At 46.9% G+C, this 17,464-nt stretch carries 18 protein-coding genes and 2 pseudogenes; 8 read left to right on the top strand and 12 right to left on the bottom strand.

What is annotated here, in order from left to right:
- Positions 1–33: 33 nt before the first annotated feature.
- The 5 genes and pseudogenes from KNP60_RS13105 to KNP60_RS13125 all read right to left on the bottom strand — a co-directional run bounded on the left by KNP60_RS13105 (position 34) and on the right by KNP60_RS13125 (position 4,714).
- Positions 34–711 carry a response regulator transcription factor gene (locus tag KNP60_RS13105; RefSeq protein ID WP_029595517.1) on the bottom strand — a complete coding sequence of 226 codons (678 nt, stop codon included), beginning with the start codon at positions 709–711 and terminating at the stop codon, positions 34–36.
- Positions 689–2,092 (bottom strand): sensor histidine kinase, encoded by a 1,404-nt coding sequence (locus KNP60_RS13110; protein ID WP_214755065.1) that lies wholly within the window; start codon positions 2,090–2,092, stop codon positions 689–691. Before KNP60_RS13110 ends, KNP60_RS13105 begins: the two co-directional genes overlap by 23 nt.
- A gap of 99 nt (positions 2,093–2,191) precedes the next feature.
- A complete protein-coding gene (locus tag KNP60_RS13115) occupies positions 2,192–3,100 on the bottom strand; it encodes a F510_1955 family glycosylhydrolase (protein WP_029595519.1) in 909 nt (302 codons plus the stop codon).
- Positions 3,101–3,423: 323 nt separating this feature from the next.
- Positions 3,424–3,968: pseudogene (gene resA / locus KNP60_RS13120) on the bottom strand (thiol-disulfide oxidoreductase ResA).
- A 38-nt stretch (positions 3,969–4,006) separates the two neighbouring features.
- Positions 4,007–4,714, bottom strand: coding sequence for a cytochrome c biogenesis CcdA family protein (locus KNP60_RS13125; RefSeq protein WP_029595520.1), 708 nt, complete (start codon positions 4,712–4,714; stop codon positions 4,007–4,009).
- Positions 4,715–4,944: 230 nt separating this feature from the next.
- Between KNP60_RS13125 and KNP60_RS13130 the strand changes: the two are divergent.
- From KNP60_RS13130 to KNP60_RS13145, 4 genes and pseudogenes are all read left to right on the top strand, one after another.
- Positions 4,945–5,370 (top strand): annotated as a pseudogene (locus KNP60_RS13130) (YdhK family protein); the annotation flags it as partial.
- 199 nt (positions 5,371–5,569) lie between these two features.
- Positions 5,570–7,021 carry a UDP-N-acetylmuramoyl-L-alanyl-D-glutamate--2,6-diaminopimelate ligase gene (locus KNP60_RS13135; RefSeq protein WP_029595522.1) on the top strand — a complete coding sequence of 484 codons (1,452 nt, stop codon included), beginning with the start codon at positions 5,570–5,572 and terminating at the stop codon, positions 7,019–7,021.
- 25 nt (positions 7,022–7,046) lie between these two features.
- Complete coding sequence (locus KNP60_RS13140) at positions 7,047–8,207, top strand: D-alanyl-D-alanine carboxypeptidase family protein (RefSeq protein ID WP_029595523.1); 1,161 nt, start codon at positions 7,047–7,049, stop codon at positions 8,205–8,207.
- Between the two features lie 143 nt (positions 8,208–8,350).
- Positions 8,351–8,830 (top strand): TVP38/TMEM64 family protein, encoded by a 480-nt coding sequence (locus KNP60_RS13145; RefSeq protein ID WP_125318013.1) that lies wholly within the window; start codon positions 8,351–8,353, stop codon positions 8,828–8,830.
- Between the two features lie 54 nt (positions 8,831–8,884).
- Here the strand turns inward: KNP60_RS13145 and KNP60_RS13150 are convergent, their stop codons facing one another.
- Positions 8,885–9,340: a transposase gene (locus tag KNP60_RS13150; RefSeq protein ID WP_084158424.1), complete on the bottom strand. Its 456-nt coding sequence runs from the start codon at positions 9,338–9,340 to the stop codon at positions 8,885–8,887.
- A complete protein-coding gene (locus KNP60_RS13155) occupies positions 9,337–10,062 on the bottom strand; it encodes a transposase (RefSeq protein WP_084158426.1) in 726 nt (241 codons plus the stop codon). The genes KNP60_RS13150 and KNP60_RS13155 overlap by 4 nt, the downstream gene beginning before the upstream one ends.
- Positions 10,063–10,235: 173 nt before the next feature.
- On the opposite strand from KNP60_RS13155, the gene KNP60_RS13160 reads away from it, so the two are divergent.
- Positions 10,236–11,459, top strand: a complete 1,224-nt coding sequence (locus KNP60_RS13160) for an MFS transporter (protein ID WP_214755061.1) — start codon at positions 10,236–10,238, stop codon at positions 11,457–11,459.
- 61 nt (positions 11,460–11,520) lie between these two features.
- Here KNP60_RS13160 and KNP60_RS13165 read toward each other — a convergent pair whose 3' ends face one another.
- On the bottom strand, positions 11,521–11,763 hold the full coding sequence (locus KNP60_RS13165; protein ID WP_125318014.1) for a hypothetical protein: 243 nt from the start codon (positions 11,761–11,763) through the stop codon (positions 11,521–11,523).
- Positions 11,764–12,132: 369 nt separating this feature from the next.
- On the opposite strand from KNP60_RS13165, the gene KNP60_RS13170 reads away from it, so the two are divergent.
- The gene (locus KNP60_RS13170; protein WP_029595527.1) at positions 12,133–12,969 is read left to right on the top strand and encodes a GGDEF domain-containing protein; all 837 of its coding nucleotides are present in this window, start codon (positions 12,133–12,135) and stop codon (positions 12,967–12,969) included.
- A 323-nt stretch (positions 12,970–13,292) separates the two neighbouring features.
- On the opposite strand, the gene KNP60_RS13175 is transcribed toward KNP60_RS13170, so the two are convergent.
- Positions 13,293–13,811: a Rossmann-fold NAD(P)-binding domain-containing protein gene (locus KNP60_RS13175; protein WP_131472540.1), complete on the bottom strand. Its 519-nt coding sequence runs from the start codon at positions 13,809–13,811 to the stop codon at positions 13,293–13,295.
- 93 nt (positions 13,812–13,904) lie between these two features.
- On the opposite strand from KNP60_RS13175, the gene KNP60_RS13180 reads away from it, so the two are divergent.
- Entirely contained in the window at positions 13,905–14,351 is a 447-nt protein-coding gene (locus KNP60_RS13180) for a GNAT family N-acetyltransferase (RefSeq protein ID WP_029595529.1), read from the top strand.
- Positions 14,352–14,491: 140 nt separating this feature from the next.
- Positions 14,492–14,878 carry an NAD(+)--rifampin ADP-ribosyltransferase gene (gene arr / locus KNP60_RS13185; protein WP_214797648.1) on the top strand — a complete coding sequence of 129 codons (387 nt, stop codon included), beginning with the start codon at positions 14,492–14,494 and terminating at the stop codon, positions 14,876–14,878.
- A 179-nt stretch (positions 14,879–15,057) separates the two neighbouring features.
- Here arr and KNP60_RS13190 read toward each other — a convergent pair whose 3' ends face one another.
- Genes KNP60_RS13190 through KNP60_RS13200 form a run of 3 tightly spaced genes read right to left on the bottom strand, consistent with a single transcriptional unit; the run spans position 15,058 to position 17,274 of the window.
- The gene (locus KNP60_RS13190; protein ID WP_165569448.1) at positions 15,058–15,300 is read right to left on the bottom strand and encodes a hypothetical protein; all 243 of its coding nucleotides are present in this window, start codon (positions 15,298–15,300) and stop codon (positions 15,058–15,060) included.
- 55 nt (positions 15,301–15,355) lie between these two features.
- The gene (locus KNP60_RS13195; protein WP_214755059.1) at positions 15,356–16,414 is read right to left on the bottom strand and encodes an ABC transporter permease; all 1,059 of its coding nucleotides are present in this window, start codon (positions 16,412–16,414) and stop codon (positions 15,356–15,358) included.
- Complete coding sequence (locus KNP60_RS13200) at positions 16,414–17,274, bottom strand: ABC transporter permease subunit (protein WP_214711049.1); 861 nt, start codon at positions 17,272–17,274, stop codon at positions 16,414–16,416. The genes KNP60_RS13195 and KNP60_RS13200 overlap by 1 nt, the downstream gene beginning before the upstream one ends.
- Between the last annotated feature and the right edge of the window lie 190 nt (positions 17,275–17,464).

Consider the following 17,464-nt stretch of genomic DNA (forward strand, 5'->3'; position numbering starts at 1 on the left):
TATTTTCCGACGGACCTTTTCTTTTATCAAGCATCATTCTGCTTCATGGATCCATTTGTAGCCGATTCCCCAAACCGTGAGAAAATGATCATCGACCGGAAAACCGGACTGGCGGATTTTTTCCCGAACATTTCGCACATGCGAATCGATGGTCCGCCCTTCCGTCTCTGAGTCGAATCCCCAAATTAACTGGATCAGCTGCTCCCTCGTAAACACTTTGTCGGCATTCTTCATCAGATGGCCCACCATCAGAAATTCTTTTGGCGTCAATTTGATGATATGTTTGCCGTACGTAAGTTCAAACCGGTCTTCGTCCCACACCAAACCGTCCACTTCAATGGTATTTTTCGGAGTTCTCCTGCGAAGCAGCGCCCCCATCCGGGCCAGCAACTCATCTTCATTAAACGGCTTTGTGATGTAATCATCCGCCCCGATATTCAATCCCTTAACAATATCCTCCTGTTGTTCCCGCGCCGTCAGCATAATGATTGGCACATCCGAAAATTTCCGGATTTCGCGGCACAGTTCCCAGCCATCCATTTCCGGCATCATGATATCCAGTAAGACGAGATCGAAAGGTTCCGATTCCAAATAGTCGAGGGCTTCATGAGCTCCCAGTGCTTTTTTACAGAGGTACTGATGCGGCTTCAAATATAAAGCCACTAAATCCAGCATTCGTTGTTCATCATCAACCAACAGCACTTTCTGCAAGCGAATCCCCCCTTTTCAATTCTATCAGGACGGTTGTCCCTTGTCCGTACTCACTTTGAAGCGTCATGAGACCACCGTGCGATTCGACGATTTCTTTCGCAATCGCCAGGCCAAGACCGCTTCCTCCGTACTGTCTGGATCTGGATTTATCGACCCGATACAATCGTTCAAAGACAAAAGGAAGATTTTTTTCCGGTATGCCCTCTCCTTCATCACGGATGCTTATGGTGATGGTACCTTTATCTTGGACTCCCTGTAATACCACTTGTGTTCCTTCAGGAGAATGCTTGCGGGCGTTGTCCAAGACATTCAGCAATACCTGCTGAAAACGTTCGGGATCAATGAAGGCGACAATCTCATGTTCACAATGGACAGCCAATGAAATCTGTTTCTCGTCAAAAGCTGGCCGAACCAAGGCAACGACGGATGCAAAAAGCATCTCCAGTGAAAATTCCTCTTTTTGAATGGCGAACTGGTTATGATCCATCTGAGCCAGCTCAAACAGCTGCCGGATCAATTCCGTCAAATGGGCCGTCTCTTCCCGGATGATGCCAATGTATTCCTTTTTCTCTTCCTCGGATGCATCCGGCCGGCTCGCGATATCGGCATATCCTTTGATATAGGTCAACGGCGTCCGCAACTCGTGCGAAATACTCGCCAAAAATTCATTCCGCTCATTTTTTAAATGTTCCAAGTCACTGGATAGAGCAGTGATGGCTTTCGCCAGCTCTCCCAACTCATCGTTTCGGCCAATATTCAGGCTGACCTCGTGGTGCCCTTCGCTTAACTGTTCCGTCGCTTCTTTCATCCGAATCAACGGCAACGTAATCAATCGGGATAGCAGAAAAATTGTGATGACGGTCAACCCGACAGCAATCAGGCCAACAATCAGGAATTGGTTTCGCAAATGACTGACCATCCCTTTGATATGATTGGTTTCCGCAAACATGAACACGTGGCCTCTATGTTCTCCTTCAATGGTGATTGGGCTGTCCGTCGCAATAAACTCTTTTTTGTCCCATCGCTCTTCCACGACCTTCCCTCCCTGCAGAACCTCATCAAAATCGGTGTGTTCCAACACTTCCCTCATTTCAGGTTCAATCAGATCGGAATGGGTCAATTCGTTGCCATCTGCATCCGTGATGATGACGATGAAATCGGAGGCCGATTCCATCAACGCCACATGGTTCAATGTCGCCGGTTCAAAACTGTCTTCCAATACTTCGCTGTGGGTGTTCCCTCTTGCAAGCAGGTTGGTCATGACTTCATCCACCCGTTCATTGACAAAAGTAACGTACAGGGTTAGAAACAAAACCAATTCAATGATGATAATAAACACAAAAAACAGCAAACCTATTTTCAATGCAAGCCTGTTTAATATGGCATCCCTCTTTAAGTCGATTGGTTAGCAGCAATCAAGACAAAGACTGCTGCCGAAAGCTGTTGGATTCGGTTCGTCTTTCAAACGGCTAGCTGGTTTCTACTTGGTTTTTCCCTCTTCCAGCAGCGTTTTCCAGGTCTGTAATCCGTCTTCCGACAAGTAGGCATTGCCTTCAAATGTGTAGATCGCCAGTTCCATTCCATCCATCGGGTTTTGTGCAATAAAAGCGACGGCATCTTGTGAAAGGTCCGGTGTATCCACCGGCTCGAGTTCTTCATTTTCCATAGTATACTTCACCAGAGCCGCCGCTGTCCCGTAGCTTCCGAAGTACAAATGGTCTTCGGTGAAATGCACCGCTGTGCCTGTTTCACTTCCGTCTGTAATGGCTTTAAAATTTTCTCCGCCATCCCGTGAGAAATAAATCCCTGCAGCCGTAGCTGCAGCGACGAAGTTTGAGTCAGCCGGGTGAAGAGCGAGCGAAGTCACTTCGCCTTCCAGCCCTTCAGCCTTCACAGTTTTCCATGATTCGCCTTCATCACCGCTTTTATATACGCCGGCTTCCAATAGGGAATTCTTGGCCGGATTGATTAGGAAAATGTCGTTACTGTTATATCCCACCGCCATGGCATGAAAATCCGTTTCTCCTTGAAATGCAATCTCTTCAATCGATTTACCGCTGTCGATGCTTCGCTGTATCCCTAGGGGATTGGGTAATTCTGAGTCTGCACTTGGGTGGCCCGACGTAATAAATCCTTCATTTGTTGCATTAAAGCCCATATAATCATGAAAATTATCCGCCGTTTCGAACCAGCCCTCTTCCCGGTAAATTTTCAGCCCGGTATGCGAGGCAAAATACAGTCCGTTCTCATTTCCTGCATAACCCATCCCATGAACATGGTTCAGTTCCCCTTCAAACGGCACTTCAAATGAATCCGTTGTATCATTGCTGCAGCCTGCCAACAAAAGAAAAGCCGACAGCACTGCCGTTCCTATTCTCTTTTTTTTCATGTAGATGCCCTCCGAATATGTCATTTTTTATTTTTTATAAGTATAACATTCTTAAAGTTTAACGAAAAAGTTTCGACTTTTTGTGCAGATATCTTGATTTCAAAACAGCTAATCCATTCCCTCTACAATTGACCCAAAAGGAATAATCCTTCCAATCGGTCCGGTGGAGGATCTTTGCCTGATTTTTATTTATAAATTTTCTACACCTGACATTTCTTTTCTTTCGGTTAGTCCACTTTAAAGAAATGTTTTTTTCTCGTTTTTTCTTTGCAGCATTTTTCAAAATAACGTGGCCCGCATTATGCTTGGGAAATTCAGAGGTATCAGCACGGTTTGATCTGTTCCATATAACTCGCGATATCCTCTTCGGACATTTCACCCGTAATAATTTTCTCGATTTTGCCCTCTTGATTGACTAACAGAGTAGTCGGCAATGGACGGATATTATAAGCTTCCATAACACTTTTGTCCTTATCGATAACAATCGGGAACGTTAAATTTCGCTGTTCAGCAAATTGTCTCACTTCATAATCGGATTGCGCAATATTGACAGCGAGTATCTCCACACCTTGATCCTTGTATACCTGGTACTGCTTTTCCATCAGCGGGAACTCTTTTTCGCACGGTTTGCACCAAGTACCCCAAAAGTTCACGAACACCCCCTGCCCTTTGTACTCAGACAGCTGATGCCGTTCCTCGTTCAAATCCGTCAACGCAAAATCGGGTGCCGAATCTCCAACTTGCAGCAATTCGTTTTTCTCTTTTGTTAATCCGTTGTAGATGGTAAATGCAATAGCGACAACCAGAATGAACAAATACTTGTCCTCATAATCAAGCGATTTCTCTTTTTATCCTTTTTAGCAGCCATACACTGTCACGTCCTTCCTAGATAATGGGTTGAGTCCATTAAAACCCTGTAAATCCACCCGTAAATTGCGATAAAAAAGCGATGATTTCTGTCAGCATGTCAAAGTAAAGTAAAACGCCCATCAGAATCATTAATGCTCCTCCTATTGACATGAAAAGAGCGCTCTTCTTCTTCAAGAAAGTCATTTTCTCAATAAAAAACGACATCAAGAGAAAAGGAATGGAAAATCCCAGAACGTAAAACAGCATATAGAGTAAGCCACTGTCCGGATCCGCTACTCCGAGTGCAATAACTCCTGCAAGTATGGGACCGGTACACGGGGTCCATCCAGCTGCAAAGCCAATGCCGATCAGAACAGAACCCGCGTATCCGGAGGGCCTTTTCTGGAACTGTAATTTCTTATCCGACAGCAGGAAGTCGAATTTCAGAATACCGGTTAGGACCAAGCCAAAAAACACCATCAAAATAGCGCCCAATTGACGTAGAAGAACTTGATATTCCAAGAAGAAGTTTCCGATAAGCGAAGTCGACAAGCCCAACGCTAAAAAAATGATGGAGAAACCTATCAAAAATAGAACCGTATGAATCAAAGCCGTGCTCCTCATCATTCCCTTGCCCGTCTTTAACTCATTGACTGAAACTCCAGTAAGGTAGGATAAAAAAGCCGGATACAAAGGAAGGGAGCATGGAGAGATAAATGATAAAAGCCCTGCGCCAAACGCAAGATACAAACTAATTTCCGCCACTTGTACACCTCCTATTACAGTAAGTTGAATCCTCTTCTTTATCATTTTTGTATCCCTTAAGGAATCAAATGAAATTTTCTATATAAGACTCGGGGAATTTCAAGGTATGTAAAATTAAATACAGCCCCTCTCTTAACTTCTACTTCCCCGTGCTTGCTTAACCGTTCCAGAAGACGTCAACCAATCCAGTTTACCGATTAATTCTTGATTTTCTGTGCAGTTTCTTCTATTCCGGTTCAGGTGAAGTCCCGGATGATTTGCAGGAAGCCGAAAATCCAACCTTTGAAGTTGGAAGCCAGGCGATTATTGAAACCGATCATATGGAAGGCATGAAAGGTGCTGAAGCCACAATTGTCGGGGCTTATGATACAACCGCCTATGCAGTGACCTATACGCCGACGGACGGAGGCGAGCCGGTTGAAAATCACAAATGGGTGATTCACGCAGAATTGGAAAATCCAGGTGATGAACCATTGGAAACGGGCGATGAAGCGGCCATTGCCGCTGACCATATGGAGGGAATGGACGGCGCAACGGCTACGGTTGATTCTACCGAAGAAACGACCGTCTATATGGTTGATTTCGTCCCGACCACCGGAGGCGAGGAAGTCACCAATCATAAATGGGTGACTGAAAGCGAACTGTCACCCGAATAAAAGCGCCAAAACCCGGGATCTTGTCAACAAGATCCCGGGTTTTTATCTGTAATGGTTCATAAAGGATTCGATTTCGTTTGTATTACAAAAACATTAAGTTTTAGTAGTTAGGCTTCCCGTATAAATTCTGCACATTTTTTCAACATTTTTATAATAGAATAAATCAAATTTAAATAGTTTTAGAGAGGTCACCAAATCTATGAAAACAAATCAGCTTTTGAACGAATCCGGTCTGATCTCCCGATTAGATTCCAGAATATTAGAATTAGACATCAAGGGGATTGCCGATAACTCAAGCGATGTGGCAAAAGGTTTTGTGTTTGTTGCTATTAAAGGATTTGAAATTGATGGTCACGGGTTTATTGACCAGGCAATTGAAAAAGGGGCAGCCCTTGTCATCGGAGAACAAGGAATTACCCGGTTAGGTGTCCCTTATTTACAGGTGGAAAATAGCCGGAAAGCGCTTGGCATCCTGGCCAGGAATTTTTATGGCCGTCCATCTGACCAGAAAATAATGATTGGAATTACGGGCACCAACGGAAAAACGACGACGAGCTATATGCTCCAGCACTTTCTGGAAAGCAACGGTATGAGTTGTTCTGTCATCGGTACCAACCAAAATATTATCAATGGCGAAAAAATGAAAAGCTCGAACACCACACCAAATTCACTCGCTCTCCATAAACTGTTGACCCTCAGTCAGGATGAGGTCGTCATTATGGAAGTTTCTTCTCATGGACTGGCCCAGTATCGGTTAGAAGGCATTGAATTTGATTACGGCTTGTTCCTCAATCTTCACCATGAACACCTGGATTATCACAGTTCCATGGAAGAATATTTTCAGGCGAAGCTTACAATGTTCAATCAGATGAAAGAACATGGGATTGCTGTAGTGAATACAGATAATGAGTGGGGACGAAAGCTCTGTGGAATCCTGCAAACAAAGGGAAAACCGATTTATGCAATTGGCACATCCACTGAATGCAACCTGCGTGTTGCAAAATTTCATTCACTGTCCTCCACTATGCGGGTGATTGAAAGTAACGAAACGTATCAAATGGTCGCTGCCATGACCGGAATGCACAATATGTATAACACCTTAATGGCCTACGGAACATCATTGTTGCTGGGCATCCCCAAAGAAAAGCTCTTAAACTCCATTCACCATTTCAAGGGAGTCGATGGACGCTTTGAGGTCACGAAACTGGCCAAGGGCTCGATCGTTATTGTGGATTATGCCCATACTCCGGATGCCATCTCTTACTGCCTGGAAACTGCAAAATCACAAGGGGCCCAACGAATAACCCATATTTTCGGCTTTCGTGGAAATCGAGATGCCAGCAAGAGAAAGCACATGCTATCCATATCTGCTGAAATGAGTGACCGCTACATTTTAACGTTGGACGACCTGAACAATGTTTCTCCAGGAGATATGCTGGAAGTTTTAAACCAACTAAATGAAACATACGGCAACTCAAAAGGCAGCATCGTTCCAGACCGTACACTCGCCATTCAGCAAGCAATCCATGAAAGCAAGGAAGGCGACTGGATTGTGATTACCGGTAAAGGACACGAGAAATACCAGCAAACCTTTCATTTACCGACTGATTCGGACCGGGAAACCGTCAATTATATAATAAAGCAGAACTAAAATAATCACTCAGGAGGGAGTAGTTATGAAAAAACTAAGTGTTGTTTCAACCATTTTAATCATGATCAACACTTTAATCGTTTCGTCCGTTTTCAGTAAAACTGATGACCCTTCCCTGCCAAACGTATCCAGTGAAGCAGCTATTGTCATGGAAGCAACGACTGGAGAAATCCTCTATGAAAAAAATGCACAGTCGCAGATGTATCCTGCCAGCCTAACAAAAATTGCCACAGCCATTTATGCAATTGAAAACAGAAAATTAAATGATATTGTAACCATCAGTAAAAAAGCACGCAATACGGAAGGCACCCGTGTTTATTTGGAAGAGGGAGAACAAGTGACTTTAGAAAAACTGTTGCTGGGCCTCTTAGTCAACTCTGGAAATGATGCCGGCGTCGCCATTGCTGAACACATCAGCGGCAGCGTTGAGTTATTTTCTGCTGATATGAATTTATATTTAGAAGATGTAATTGGCCTGCGGAATACGAACTTCGAAAATCCCCACGGTCTTTTTGATCCCGAGCATGTTACGACAGCCGAAGATTTAGCGAAGTTAACCCGATATGCGATGAAGAACGATGAATTCATGAAAATATTTGGAACAAAAGAACTGCCCTGGAACGGTGAATCCTGGGATACCACGCTTTATACCCACCACAAACTATTAAGGGAAAAACCTTATGAAGGCGTTACGGGTGGTAAAACCGGGTTTGTGCCAGAAGCAGGCGTCACGCTGGCCACGACAGCCAAAAGAGAAAACCTGAATTTAATTGTCGTCACCTTAAAAAGCGACACAGAGGCAGAAGCTTATGCTGACACTATTCAACTTTTGGATTTTGGATTTGAAAATTTTAAAACAGTGAGCATTCCGAAAGAAAGCAGCTTTTTTGCCGGTGATGTGGAATACATTACGCCAGGCGATTTCTTTTATACACACCAAACAGATGAGCAAGTGACAATCGCTGTAAAAGAAGATGGACTATTAAGGATTACTGATCAGGATGGCACTCTTTTGTCTTCTTATCAGTTTCCCGTTGTCAGTGCTTCTGAGACAAACCTTCCTTCTAATTCTGAAGACGTTCGCACATTTTTCCCACCTGGGATTTTAAGTTCAATCTATTTGTTCCTCCTCGTCGTTGGCTTTTCAGGATTAGTGTATTACCGAATTCGAAAAAAGCGGATATAGAACGCACTTCTCTATCTTAAAATTTCATTCAACTGAACTTTTATATACCATCAATTTTTTAAACAGCGCAGGAGGCGGATTATACCATAAACACTCAGTTCCCCGTTTTAGAATTTCTGCTGCTTCTCATTTTCAACATAAGTATGGGTGCAGTTGGCTTTTTCCCAAGCTTTTTGCTCACGTCTCTCAATATCAGTTCTTTAGGGTTAACCATTGGCGTCATCCTTTCTTTGTCGGGGGAGATTTTTGGCGCTATCGTCGGATTTTACCTATATCGATATGGGTTTTCAAAAGTTAATCCAAAGTGGTTAAAGCGGCCGTTCTGGAGGTACATCCAGAGTTCTTCAATAAGCCGCGTCTTCTGGGCAATCATCTTGCTGCGCTTAATTCCTTTTGTCCCATCAGGTCTGGTAACAGCAGGGGCGGCCTTGACGCCCATTCCAGGTGGCTTATTCATTATTGCCAGCACCATCGGTAAAATTCCGGCCGTTTCTCTTGAAGTGGCTGTTGTTTATGGCCTTGTAGAATCCATACATCCCGGTTATCAGTACGGCTTATTTATTTTGATCTTTCTATCGTTTCTAGTGATCTGGGCAAAGAACAAAAGAAAAAATTCTTTGTAATTTTACCCCCTGTTTGAGAAAACTTCGATAAATTCATCCTCTTTTTCTGGCTCATCACCATAACTCGTGGTTGCTATTTTGACGACCGATCTCGAGGCGCAATCTTAAAAAGAATCGCTCGAGGTTTCGATAGCCATAGCCACGGCGTTTGATGAGCTTGATCTTGTTGTTCGTCCCTTCCATCTTCCCGTTCGACAGCCTTGACACGATTGTCTGGCGCATCGCTTGCTCCCGGACCCGGATTGCTTTCGCGATCTTCGCCAGGGGCCCGCACGGATGGAACTGATAACGGTCCAACCAGTCTGTGAGCCGCCGTTGCGACTGTATCTCGCACGTCGCCTTCAGCACATACCGGATATGCTGGAGCCCTTGATAGAGGTTCCGAATGAATGGATCTTCCTGCATACAGGAACGGGCGACCTCCCGGTCTTCCCCAGTCAGCGTTTCCGGGCGACGCGCGAGCGAACGATCGATCACGCGAACGTGGTGATGGCGTCTTGCCTCGTTCAAAAACGACGCCGTCGGCGAAGGGCGTCCGTGACGAACTGGACGAGGTGGAACCGGTCCAGCACATGTTCTGCCTCCGGGAAGACATGGTTGATGGCCTTCGCCATCGCCGGTGCAAAATCACTGACGACAGAACGGACATCCCCGGATACGCCTTGAAGTGCTGCCGAGATGGCTGCCACGTCCCGGCCCGGGACAATGGACAGAAGCTGGCCACTCTTGGCATCGAGGACAATCGTCGCATAGTGGTGCCCCTTTCTCGTGGCGAACTCGTCGACCAGGACATGCGTTGCACGCTCCATCGTCTCCACCGAAGCGTACTGATAGAACCAGCGCTCCACCGTCGTATAAGGGAGGCTGTACTCGCGTGCGACATCTGAGATTGTCCGTCCGTGGCAACGTTTTGCGATGCCTTTCCGGAACACCTCGGTGGAAGTGCTGACGAGCCCGAGACCGTAGTCATACACGAACGTCAAATCACAAGAGGTGCATCTTTGACGTGGGACATCCAGTTCGATCCAGAGTACACCGACGTTCCACGCATGACCGTGTCGAAAGCGACGCCGCTTTTTCGAATGCAGGATGGTCTTTCTCTGGCACAGCGGACAAGGGATGTCATGTCGATCCGGGATGACCGGAAAAACGTTTGGTTCTTCGTCTGAAGACATCTGAATCTGAAAAAGGTCTGGAAGTGGAAGAAGTAATTTGATAAACTGTTGGGACAAAGCGAAAACTCCAATCGTGGTTTGTCTAAGCAACAATTACGATACCGGGGTTTTCGCTTTTTTTCTATGTTCAATTCAAAATCTGATGGATTTTATGCGTCAACCACACCTTATGGTGATGAGCCTTTTTGTGACATACTGTTCAAAATCTACTTTGAACGGGGACGATTGCGATGAATACTTGGAAACACACTTTACTCTTACTAACTGGCGTCGGCATCTCGAACCTCGGCGCCTGGGTGTATTTCATCGCCCTCAACTTGATTGTTCTCGAGATGACGCAATCGCCGTTCGCCGTCTCGGTCCTCTACATTCTGGTCCCGCTCGCGGCACTATGCGCGAACGTTTGGTCAGGCTCGGTCATCGACCGTACCGATACACGCCGCTTGATGATGTGGCTTGATGCGCTCCGCGCCGTCGTCGTCTTCAGTCTCGCTTTCATCGACTCACTCGCGCTCATCTACTTGCTCGTGTTTCTATTGAACATCGCGAGTTCCGTCTTCGAATCGGCCTCCCTCGTCTACATGACCAAGCTCGTCCCAAGCGGTGACCGTCAACGGTTCAACGCCATGAAAAATTTCGTCCAATCGGCCGGATTCATCTTAGGCCCGGCCATCGCGGGATTGTTGTTCATGATCGGTACACCCGCGCTCGCGATACAATTGAACGCGCTGGCGTTGCTCGTGTCTGTCGGAATCCTCTCCCTACTACCGAAGTTGTTCACGGCCCGCGACGAAGTCGAAGTGTTCAACCTGCGCATGATTCTCGATGATTGGAAAACGGTCGTCCGATTCGCATCGACCATGCGTTACGTGACACTCGTCTATGGCCTATTCTGCGTCATGACGATTTTCATGTCGAGGCTCGACTCGCTCGAGGCGTCGTTCGCGACGCAAGTGCTCAACTTTTCTGAGAGTCGCTACGGTTTTCTCGTCAGTGTTGCCGGAGCCGGGATTATCGCTGGTTCCATCATCAACGCGACGTTCAGTGCCCGGCTGACGTTACCGTTCCTAATCAGTTTCGGTGCCATCCTAACACCTGTCGGCTATCTCGTCTTCGCCTTCTCCGAGTCATTCGTGGTCGCAGCGGTCGGATTCTTCCTGCTCACGTTCGCCTTGTCGTTCGCGAACACCGGCTTCTTGTCGTTCTATCAAAACAATGTCCCGACCGACCTGATGGGCCGCTTCTCCGGGGTGATCAACGTAGCGGAGTCCGTCTTGATTATCGGGTTGACGTTCGGCATCGGTCTCCTCGCTGAATATGTCGGGATTCGCTCGACGTATGTCGCCTTTTCACTCGCTTTCTTGCTCGTCGGCTTGGTCACAGTACGGGTTGTACTAGAGCGATCAAGACAAGCTTTGTATACGTCAGCTCTACACGAGGAGGAAGCATCCTAATGCGGTTATAGTGTTGGCGAAACAACAGAAAGAGCCGATTGAGACCATCCTCTCAATCGGCTTATTGTATCGCTTGAGTCATCTGATCAATGTGTTCTTCTACCACAGCAACAATGACATCCGGACGATCTAATTGAATGGCATGCGATGCCTGTTCCGCAATCACCAGCTTGCTAGTCGTTGCGAGCATCGTTTGTTCACGAATGAGTTGATGCCACGTTGCTTCTAATAACCTTAACTCAGATTCAGGCAAACCGTTTAACATGCCTTGTGCGACTTCATAATCGGCGTCGCGTCCGATCACATATAACGGCATCGCATAGGCGATGGATCACTCGTCACTCCTCCTCGCCAGAGACAATCATCTTCCGATCCATGTGTTCGACTTTGAAGTGACGGGCGCGATGAAGCGAATCGATCGACACGTTGATTCACGATGGCCAGACCACCCTTGCCACATAACTGACGACACCACCGGCATCTGTGTCGGTGGTGTCGTTTACTTAATCCCGAAGAACGCACTCGCTCCGATTCGAAAAACGATCTCGTCGTTCCAGTCTAATGTTTTATAATGAAGGTGACGGACATCTTTGATTGGTTATTCCGCATATATAGCGGGTAATTGAAGAGGTGGCTCATCGTGAGCCGATTCAAGACAGATGGAGGGGTGAACATGAAGCAATGGACTAATGAATCGATTTATTTGTTCGGTCTCATCGCTTGTATGATTGTCGGTACGATGGCTTATATCGTCCTTTTGTCTGAAAGTAACACCGGTCTTCTCGGCTACTTGATTTTACCCACCATCATACTCTCTTCTCTCATCTTCGGGATGCGAGCTGGGCTGACTCTGTCTGTCACGCTCCTCCTCTTTTTATTCATCTATTTCCGATGGCTCGCGTCCATTTACGAAACAGGAAACGTTCAGTTTTTTAACGCCAGAGGCATCAGTTTTACGATTCTGCTTCTCGTCATGTCCATTCTGTCTGGTCTCGTTCATCAACTCGTGAACACCGTTCAACTGTCCCGGCACGAGTTAGAGGAACAAGCGCGACAATTGATTGCGGTCGATCCAGAGACGTGGCTTGATAATACCGAGCGATTTCGGATGGACTTGAGTGCGGAACGAGACCGTCTCATTCGCCACGGTGGCTCATTCTCAGTCTCGTTCATTCACTTGAATGACTTCGCTCGTTTCAAGGAACATTACGGACGAACTGAATATGAATGGTTCTTGAATTATTTCAGTGACGAGCTCCATATGGCAACAAGACGAACCGATCACAAGTATCGGATCGCAGTCGATACGTTCGCCATCATCTTCCCCTACACGTCACAAAAAGCCGCACAAGTCGTCCATGACCGGATTCGTCCGCTACTAGAACAGTATGAGCTTCAAAGCGGTAAACACGTGTCATTGACGTATGAGGATACGTTTTATGAGGTGAATCAAGAAAATTGTAACACGGTCGTTGATAAAATCGTTGCGAAGGCATCGTCGACTAGTTGAGAAATACCTGATAATAAAACCTTGAATGATCGACACTTAATAAAAGTGCGCATTCAAGGTTTTTGTGTCATCATATCGATTTTACCCCACATTTAGCCGTTTCGATTCTCCATCACGACTGCTGTCTGTAACGTCTATCCAAGCCCATTATACGCAAACTCAGAATTTCCATTTGGATACAGCATCAAGTCCTTCACAGAGTTAACCCAATTCAATTTCTTATCTAAATCGCTCTAGATGATACTCTATCTAGGTTGCCCGAAGAGCATTTTCATATGTATCGTTCGACCTTTTATCACTTCAGTTTATTATTGTTAATCGTTTCATCTCGTTACATTTCCGACTAAATGGAGAGGTTCCTTCCCTTGAATCGCCTCGATCACGCCTCCGGCAATCTCTTTATGCGTCAACCAGCGGCTCTCCCCCTTCACGACTTGAAAACCGAGTTGCACTTGGTGATAACGGACGTCTTCAGTGATCGTCAGCCCGTTTCTCACACCGCTCGAGTTGGCGCGACTACCGAGAACATGGAACACGTCCGTTCCCCCTCGTAGTGCTGACAACACACACGTTAAGGCGTCAGCTGCGTCCGAATGAACCCAGGCAACGACCAAGTCGAAATCTCCGTGATCCGCAATCGAACTTCGCAGCGCTTCCTTGAGACGCAAGTCGTCCCGATAGTCGACCAATACGGCAGACAGTCGGTCGGGTGTTTGTTCGGTCAATCGGCTCATTTTCTCGGCATCCCGTCCGATGATGGACACGTGATAGCCAACCTCTTCCAACCAAAGGACCGTCCCCGCCAGCATCCCGCTGCCGCCGATCACTAACGCATGTTTCACGATATATCTGTCCCTTCTGTCCGTTTATAAGTAAGGAAAGGAATCCTGACTTACGAAAGCGAAATCTACATATAACACCCCCCTCAAGGAGGCATGATTCCCATTCCATCGACCATCTATTCCATCAAACCAATCGAGTCGCCACACGAACTCGATGAATCGTTCCCAGTCATGAATCAACTGCGCACCGACTTGACGCTCGACGCCTATCGCGATCTCGTCGCCGCCATGCGACCACAAGGGTATGAACTATATGCGTTATACGCCGACGATGTCATCGTCTCGCTTGCGGGGATTGAGCTCCGCGTCAATCTATATCTCGAGAAACACGTCTTCATTTACGACCTCGTGACGTGCGTGAACCATCGCTCGAAGGGATATGGCGAGATGTTGCTTCACTTCATTCATGAATACGCACGCGACAGTGGTGCCAAATATGTCGCCCTCGAGTCCGGACTGGCAAGGACCGAGGCGCATCGCTTTTATAAAGACAAGATGGACTACGCCATCACGAGCTATTCGTTCCGAAAACAGCTTTGAATTCTATGTAACAAAAAAGGAAGAGCCGAACGCTCTTCCCGTCTTTATTATATCGCGATTCTCGAACCAAAAACAGACTGTGTTCTCCTAAATCCATCCACTATACTGTGAAGACAGCCTGACTGAAGGAGAGATAAAGCATGACCGATGACATGAAACCGCTCGACCCCGGCCCGTTTTTCCACGGAACGAAAGCCGAACTGAAACTTGGAGACTTGCTTGAACCGAAGCGACGCTCGAACTATCAAGACAAGCAGTCGAACTACATCTATTTCACGGCCACTCTCGACGCCGCCAAGTGGGGAGCCGAACTGGCGAGCGGAAATGCGCGTGAACGAATCTACGTCGTCGAACCGACGGGCGACTTCGAGAACGATCCGAACTTGACGGACAAGCGCTTCCCCGGAAATCCGACCCGGTCGTACCGGTCGAACGCCCCGCTCAAAGTCGTAGCCGAACTCGGGGCTTGGGAACGCCACCTTGACGATGTGATCGCGCATATGCGCGACTCACTTGAGAAACTGTGACACGCTGGAGAAGATATGATTGAAGACTGACACGAAGTAGATACACCTTGAATAAATCGTACAGGAAGCGCTGATATTCTGGAGAAATCGATTATAACAAGCTTAATGCATGGATTAATCGAGTCAAATCACAATCTGAAGATTAATTTATCATAGGTTTCTCATAATATTGAGCGAATTCAATCACTATGACTGGCTATCCGTCTTGATGAAAAGAAGGTAAAAATCCCACTCGCGATGGCTGAGAACACAATTTTAAAAAGAGAGTTGTGAGTAAAACCATCAATCACATATCCCTTCAGCTTTTGCAATAAAGCGGCTTCCGGAATCCAATCAATCACATAACCGATTCCTAACATTGAAGGAAGACTCATTAACAAGTACACCGAGACAAAAACGAGCATAAACGACTTCGTGTTCACCATCTTTACCTCCTTAGTTTTACGATAATCAAGTACTAAAAGAAAGCGGATGACATCAGTGTGTGATGCCGTCCGCTTTCTTTTGATTCATCTTTTGAAATGAGCCATCCGCATGCACAAGTGTGAACGGCTCGGCGAGCGACGCGGCCGCTGCCTCGGCTTGAGACATCGTCTCTTCCGTGATGACCGCTTCTTGTCGCCGTAACCGAAACGCCCGCTCGAGGCGGCTCGTCAGCAAGTTGCTGAGGAAGACGAGCAGTGACAGGCCGAGAGCCGGAACGAGGAACATATGGTTTGTCATCCATGTCGTCGCTGTGAACTGCGTGAAATAAAAACCGAACATCGACGACCATTCAAACAGCGTCGGTCGCACCCCTTCAAACAGGAAGACGGTGCCTCCGAAAAAGACGCCGAACAACGACAGATGAATGAGCAACATCAATGTTTGCACGAATTGCTGCATGAAGACGATGACCAACGTCGGAACGAGGTGCGGCCATAAGTGTCTCCTTGTCCGGTGCCACACACTGCCTCCTAACGTCTCGGCGACGATCATAAACTCTTGTTTGAGCAATTGCCGCACCTCTGTAATGAGATAGAGCGTGACTGCAGGCAAGCCGAGCGCCACGAACACCGTCAACTGCAGCGTCACGCGGTCCAGCAGCGGCGGCACCATGGTCGAATCCGCGAAGAAAAAGGACGGGAACAGCATCATCATGGCAAGAAGGGAAATCGGTAAAATCAAAAACCCGTCTAACACCATTTTGAAGATTCGGTTCACGCGCGCCCCGCGAAACGCGAGTGGAATCCCAATCAATAGGCCGAACGCCATCCGTCCGAGCGCAACGGTGGCACAAATGCCGACCGTCCACTTAAAACCTTCGATCATCATCTGGAACAAGTCGTTGCCGGCCCGGTCGGTACCGAGCCACTGATCTTTCGACGGTTCGAGCGGCGGAATGCCAATCAACCGACCTTCGTCGGAGTAACGGTTCAAGAATTGGTCGACTTGGCCATCGCGGAATACGGTATTCCCGATACTTAGTAACAGCAAGCTGGCAAAAATGACGAACCCGATGATGAAAATCGGGTCCCGCAGTAACGTGCGTCGCATCAAATCCCTCCTTTCCAAGCGTTCGGGATGAGCCATTCTGCTACTAAATCCAATATAAAAATCGGGATATAGACGACCAACAAGATGACGAGCAGGATTGGCATGACCGGATTATAGACGGCGAACCGGAAAATCCCTTGCACGTTGAACAAATACTCGATAATCAACAGACTCGATAGCACCGTGATCAAGTTCGAGCGGAAAAAGAGGTAGAAGCGGTACACCAAATTCGGGAGCAAATGTCTCCAGAACAGGGCGGCCGGTCTGACGCCTTTGGCCCGGGCCAGTTCGAGAAACAACGACACCTCCTCCTCGAGGATATGTTTCGTCAACCACTTGAGGAAGAAGAACAGAATCGTGAGCGTCAACGTCACAATCGGCAAAAAGCGTATGTATTCGGCGAACCCACCTGCGACTTCAATTCGATCGAACCCTGTCTTCTTATAAATCGTGATGGCAAGAAATTGCGAGAAGATGAGCCAAAACAAATCCGGGATCATCTCGAGCGTCTGGCTCGTTTGCTGGAGCACCGTGCGCACGCGCTTCCCGCTCCGATAAAAGAAATAGGCGTACAGAAGGGCGAACCCGACCGAGACGATGAGTGACGTCATAAAGATGATGACCGTCTCTTTCATGAGCGGGGCGAGGTCTGGCAATAACGGTAACTCGCGTTGTGCGGTGACGTTGTAGTATGTAATCTCGTCGAGTTTCGCCAACTGACTGAATTGTTGTTGAATCCCGTTCCAGTAATTTGATGGCACGAACTCGAGTTCCACGACGAGTGACGGCAAGGCACTGATTGCAATCAATACAAATAGCGTGATGAAAAACTGAGCCGATTTTTGAGCAATCCAATTCATCCGATTCTCTCCTTTTGTGACATGAGTTTCTATTCTCTCAATGATTAGCCGCCTAAAACACAGTCAAAAAGAACTCTCTCCAAAATAAAACATTTTCTCGATACAAAAGTAAAATAAAACCATATGTGTGTTTTTTGATTCTATCACAGTAATATTGTAAATAATAACAATATTCAAAAAATAAAGAGGT

The sequence above is a fragment of the Exiguobacterium sp. s5 genome, assembly GCF_018618075.1.
In the GTDB taxonomy this organism is placed as follows: Bacteria; Bacillota; Bacilli; order Exiguobacteriales; family Exiguobacteriaceae; genus Exiguobacterium; species Exiguobacterium mexicanum_A.

What these genes read in the sequence shown, in the direction of transcription:
- KNP60_RS13115 (WP_029595519.1), bottom strand. Translation starts at nt 3,100, where the DNA reads ATGAAAAAAAAGAGAATAGGAACGGCAGTGCTGTCGGCTTTTCTTTTG.
- KNP60_RS13135 (WP_029595522.1), top strand. Translation starts at nt 5,570, where the DNA reads ATGAAAACAAATCAGCTTTTGAACGAATCCGGTCTGATCTCCCGATTA.
- KNP60_RS13140 (WP_029595523.1), top strand. Translation starts at nt 7,047, where the DNA reads ATGAAAAAACTAAGTGTTGTTTCAACCATTTTAATCATGATCAACACT.
- KNP60_RS13145 (WP_125318013.1), top strand. Translation starts at nt 8,351, where the DNA reads ATGGGTGCAGTTGGCTTTTTCCCAAGCTTTTTGCTCACGTCTCTCAAT.
- KNP60_RS13160 (WP_214755061.1), top strand. Translation starts at nt 10,236, where the DNA reads ATGAATACTTGGAAACACACTTTACTCTTACTAACTGGCGTCGGCATC.
- KNP60_RS13170 (WP_029595527.1), top strand. Translation starts at nt 12,133, where the DNA reads ATGAAGCAATGGACTAATGAATCGATTTATTTGTTCGGTCTCATCGCT.
- KNP60_RS13180 (WP_029595529.1), top strand. Translation starts at nt 13,905, where the DNA reads ATGATTCCCATTCCATCGACCATCTATTCCATCAAACCAATCGAGTCG.
- arr (WP_214797648.1), top strand. Translation starts at nt 14,492, where the DNA reads ATGACCGATGACATGAAACCGCTCGACCCCGGCCCGTTTTTCCACGGA.
- KNP60_RS13195 (WP_214755059.1), bottom strand. Translation starts at nt 16,414, where the DNA reads ATGCGACGCACGTTACTGCGGGACCCGATTTTCATCATCGGGTTCGTC.
- KNP60_RS13200 (WP_214711049.1), bottom strand. Translation starts at nt 17,274, where the DNA reads ATGAATTGGATTGCTCAAAAATCGGCTCAGTTTTTCATCACGCTATTT.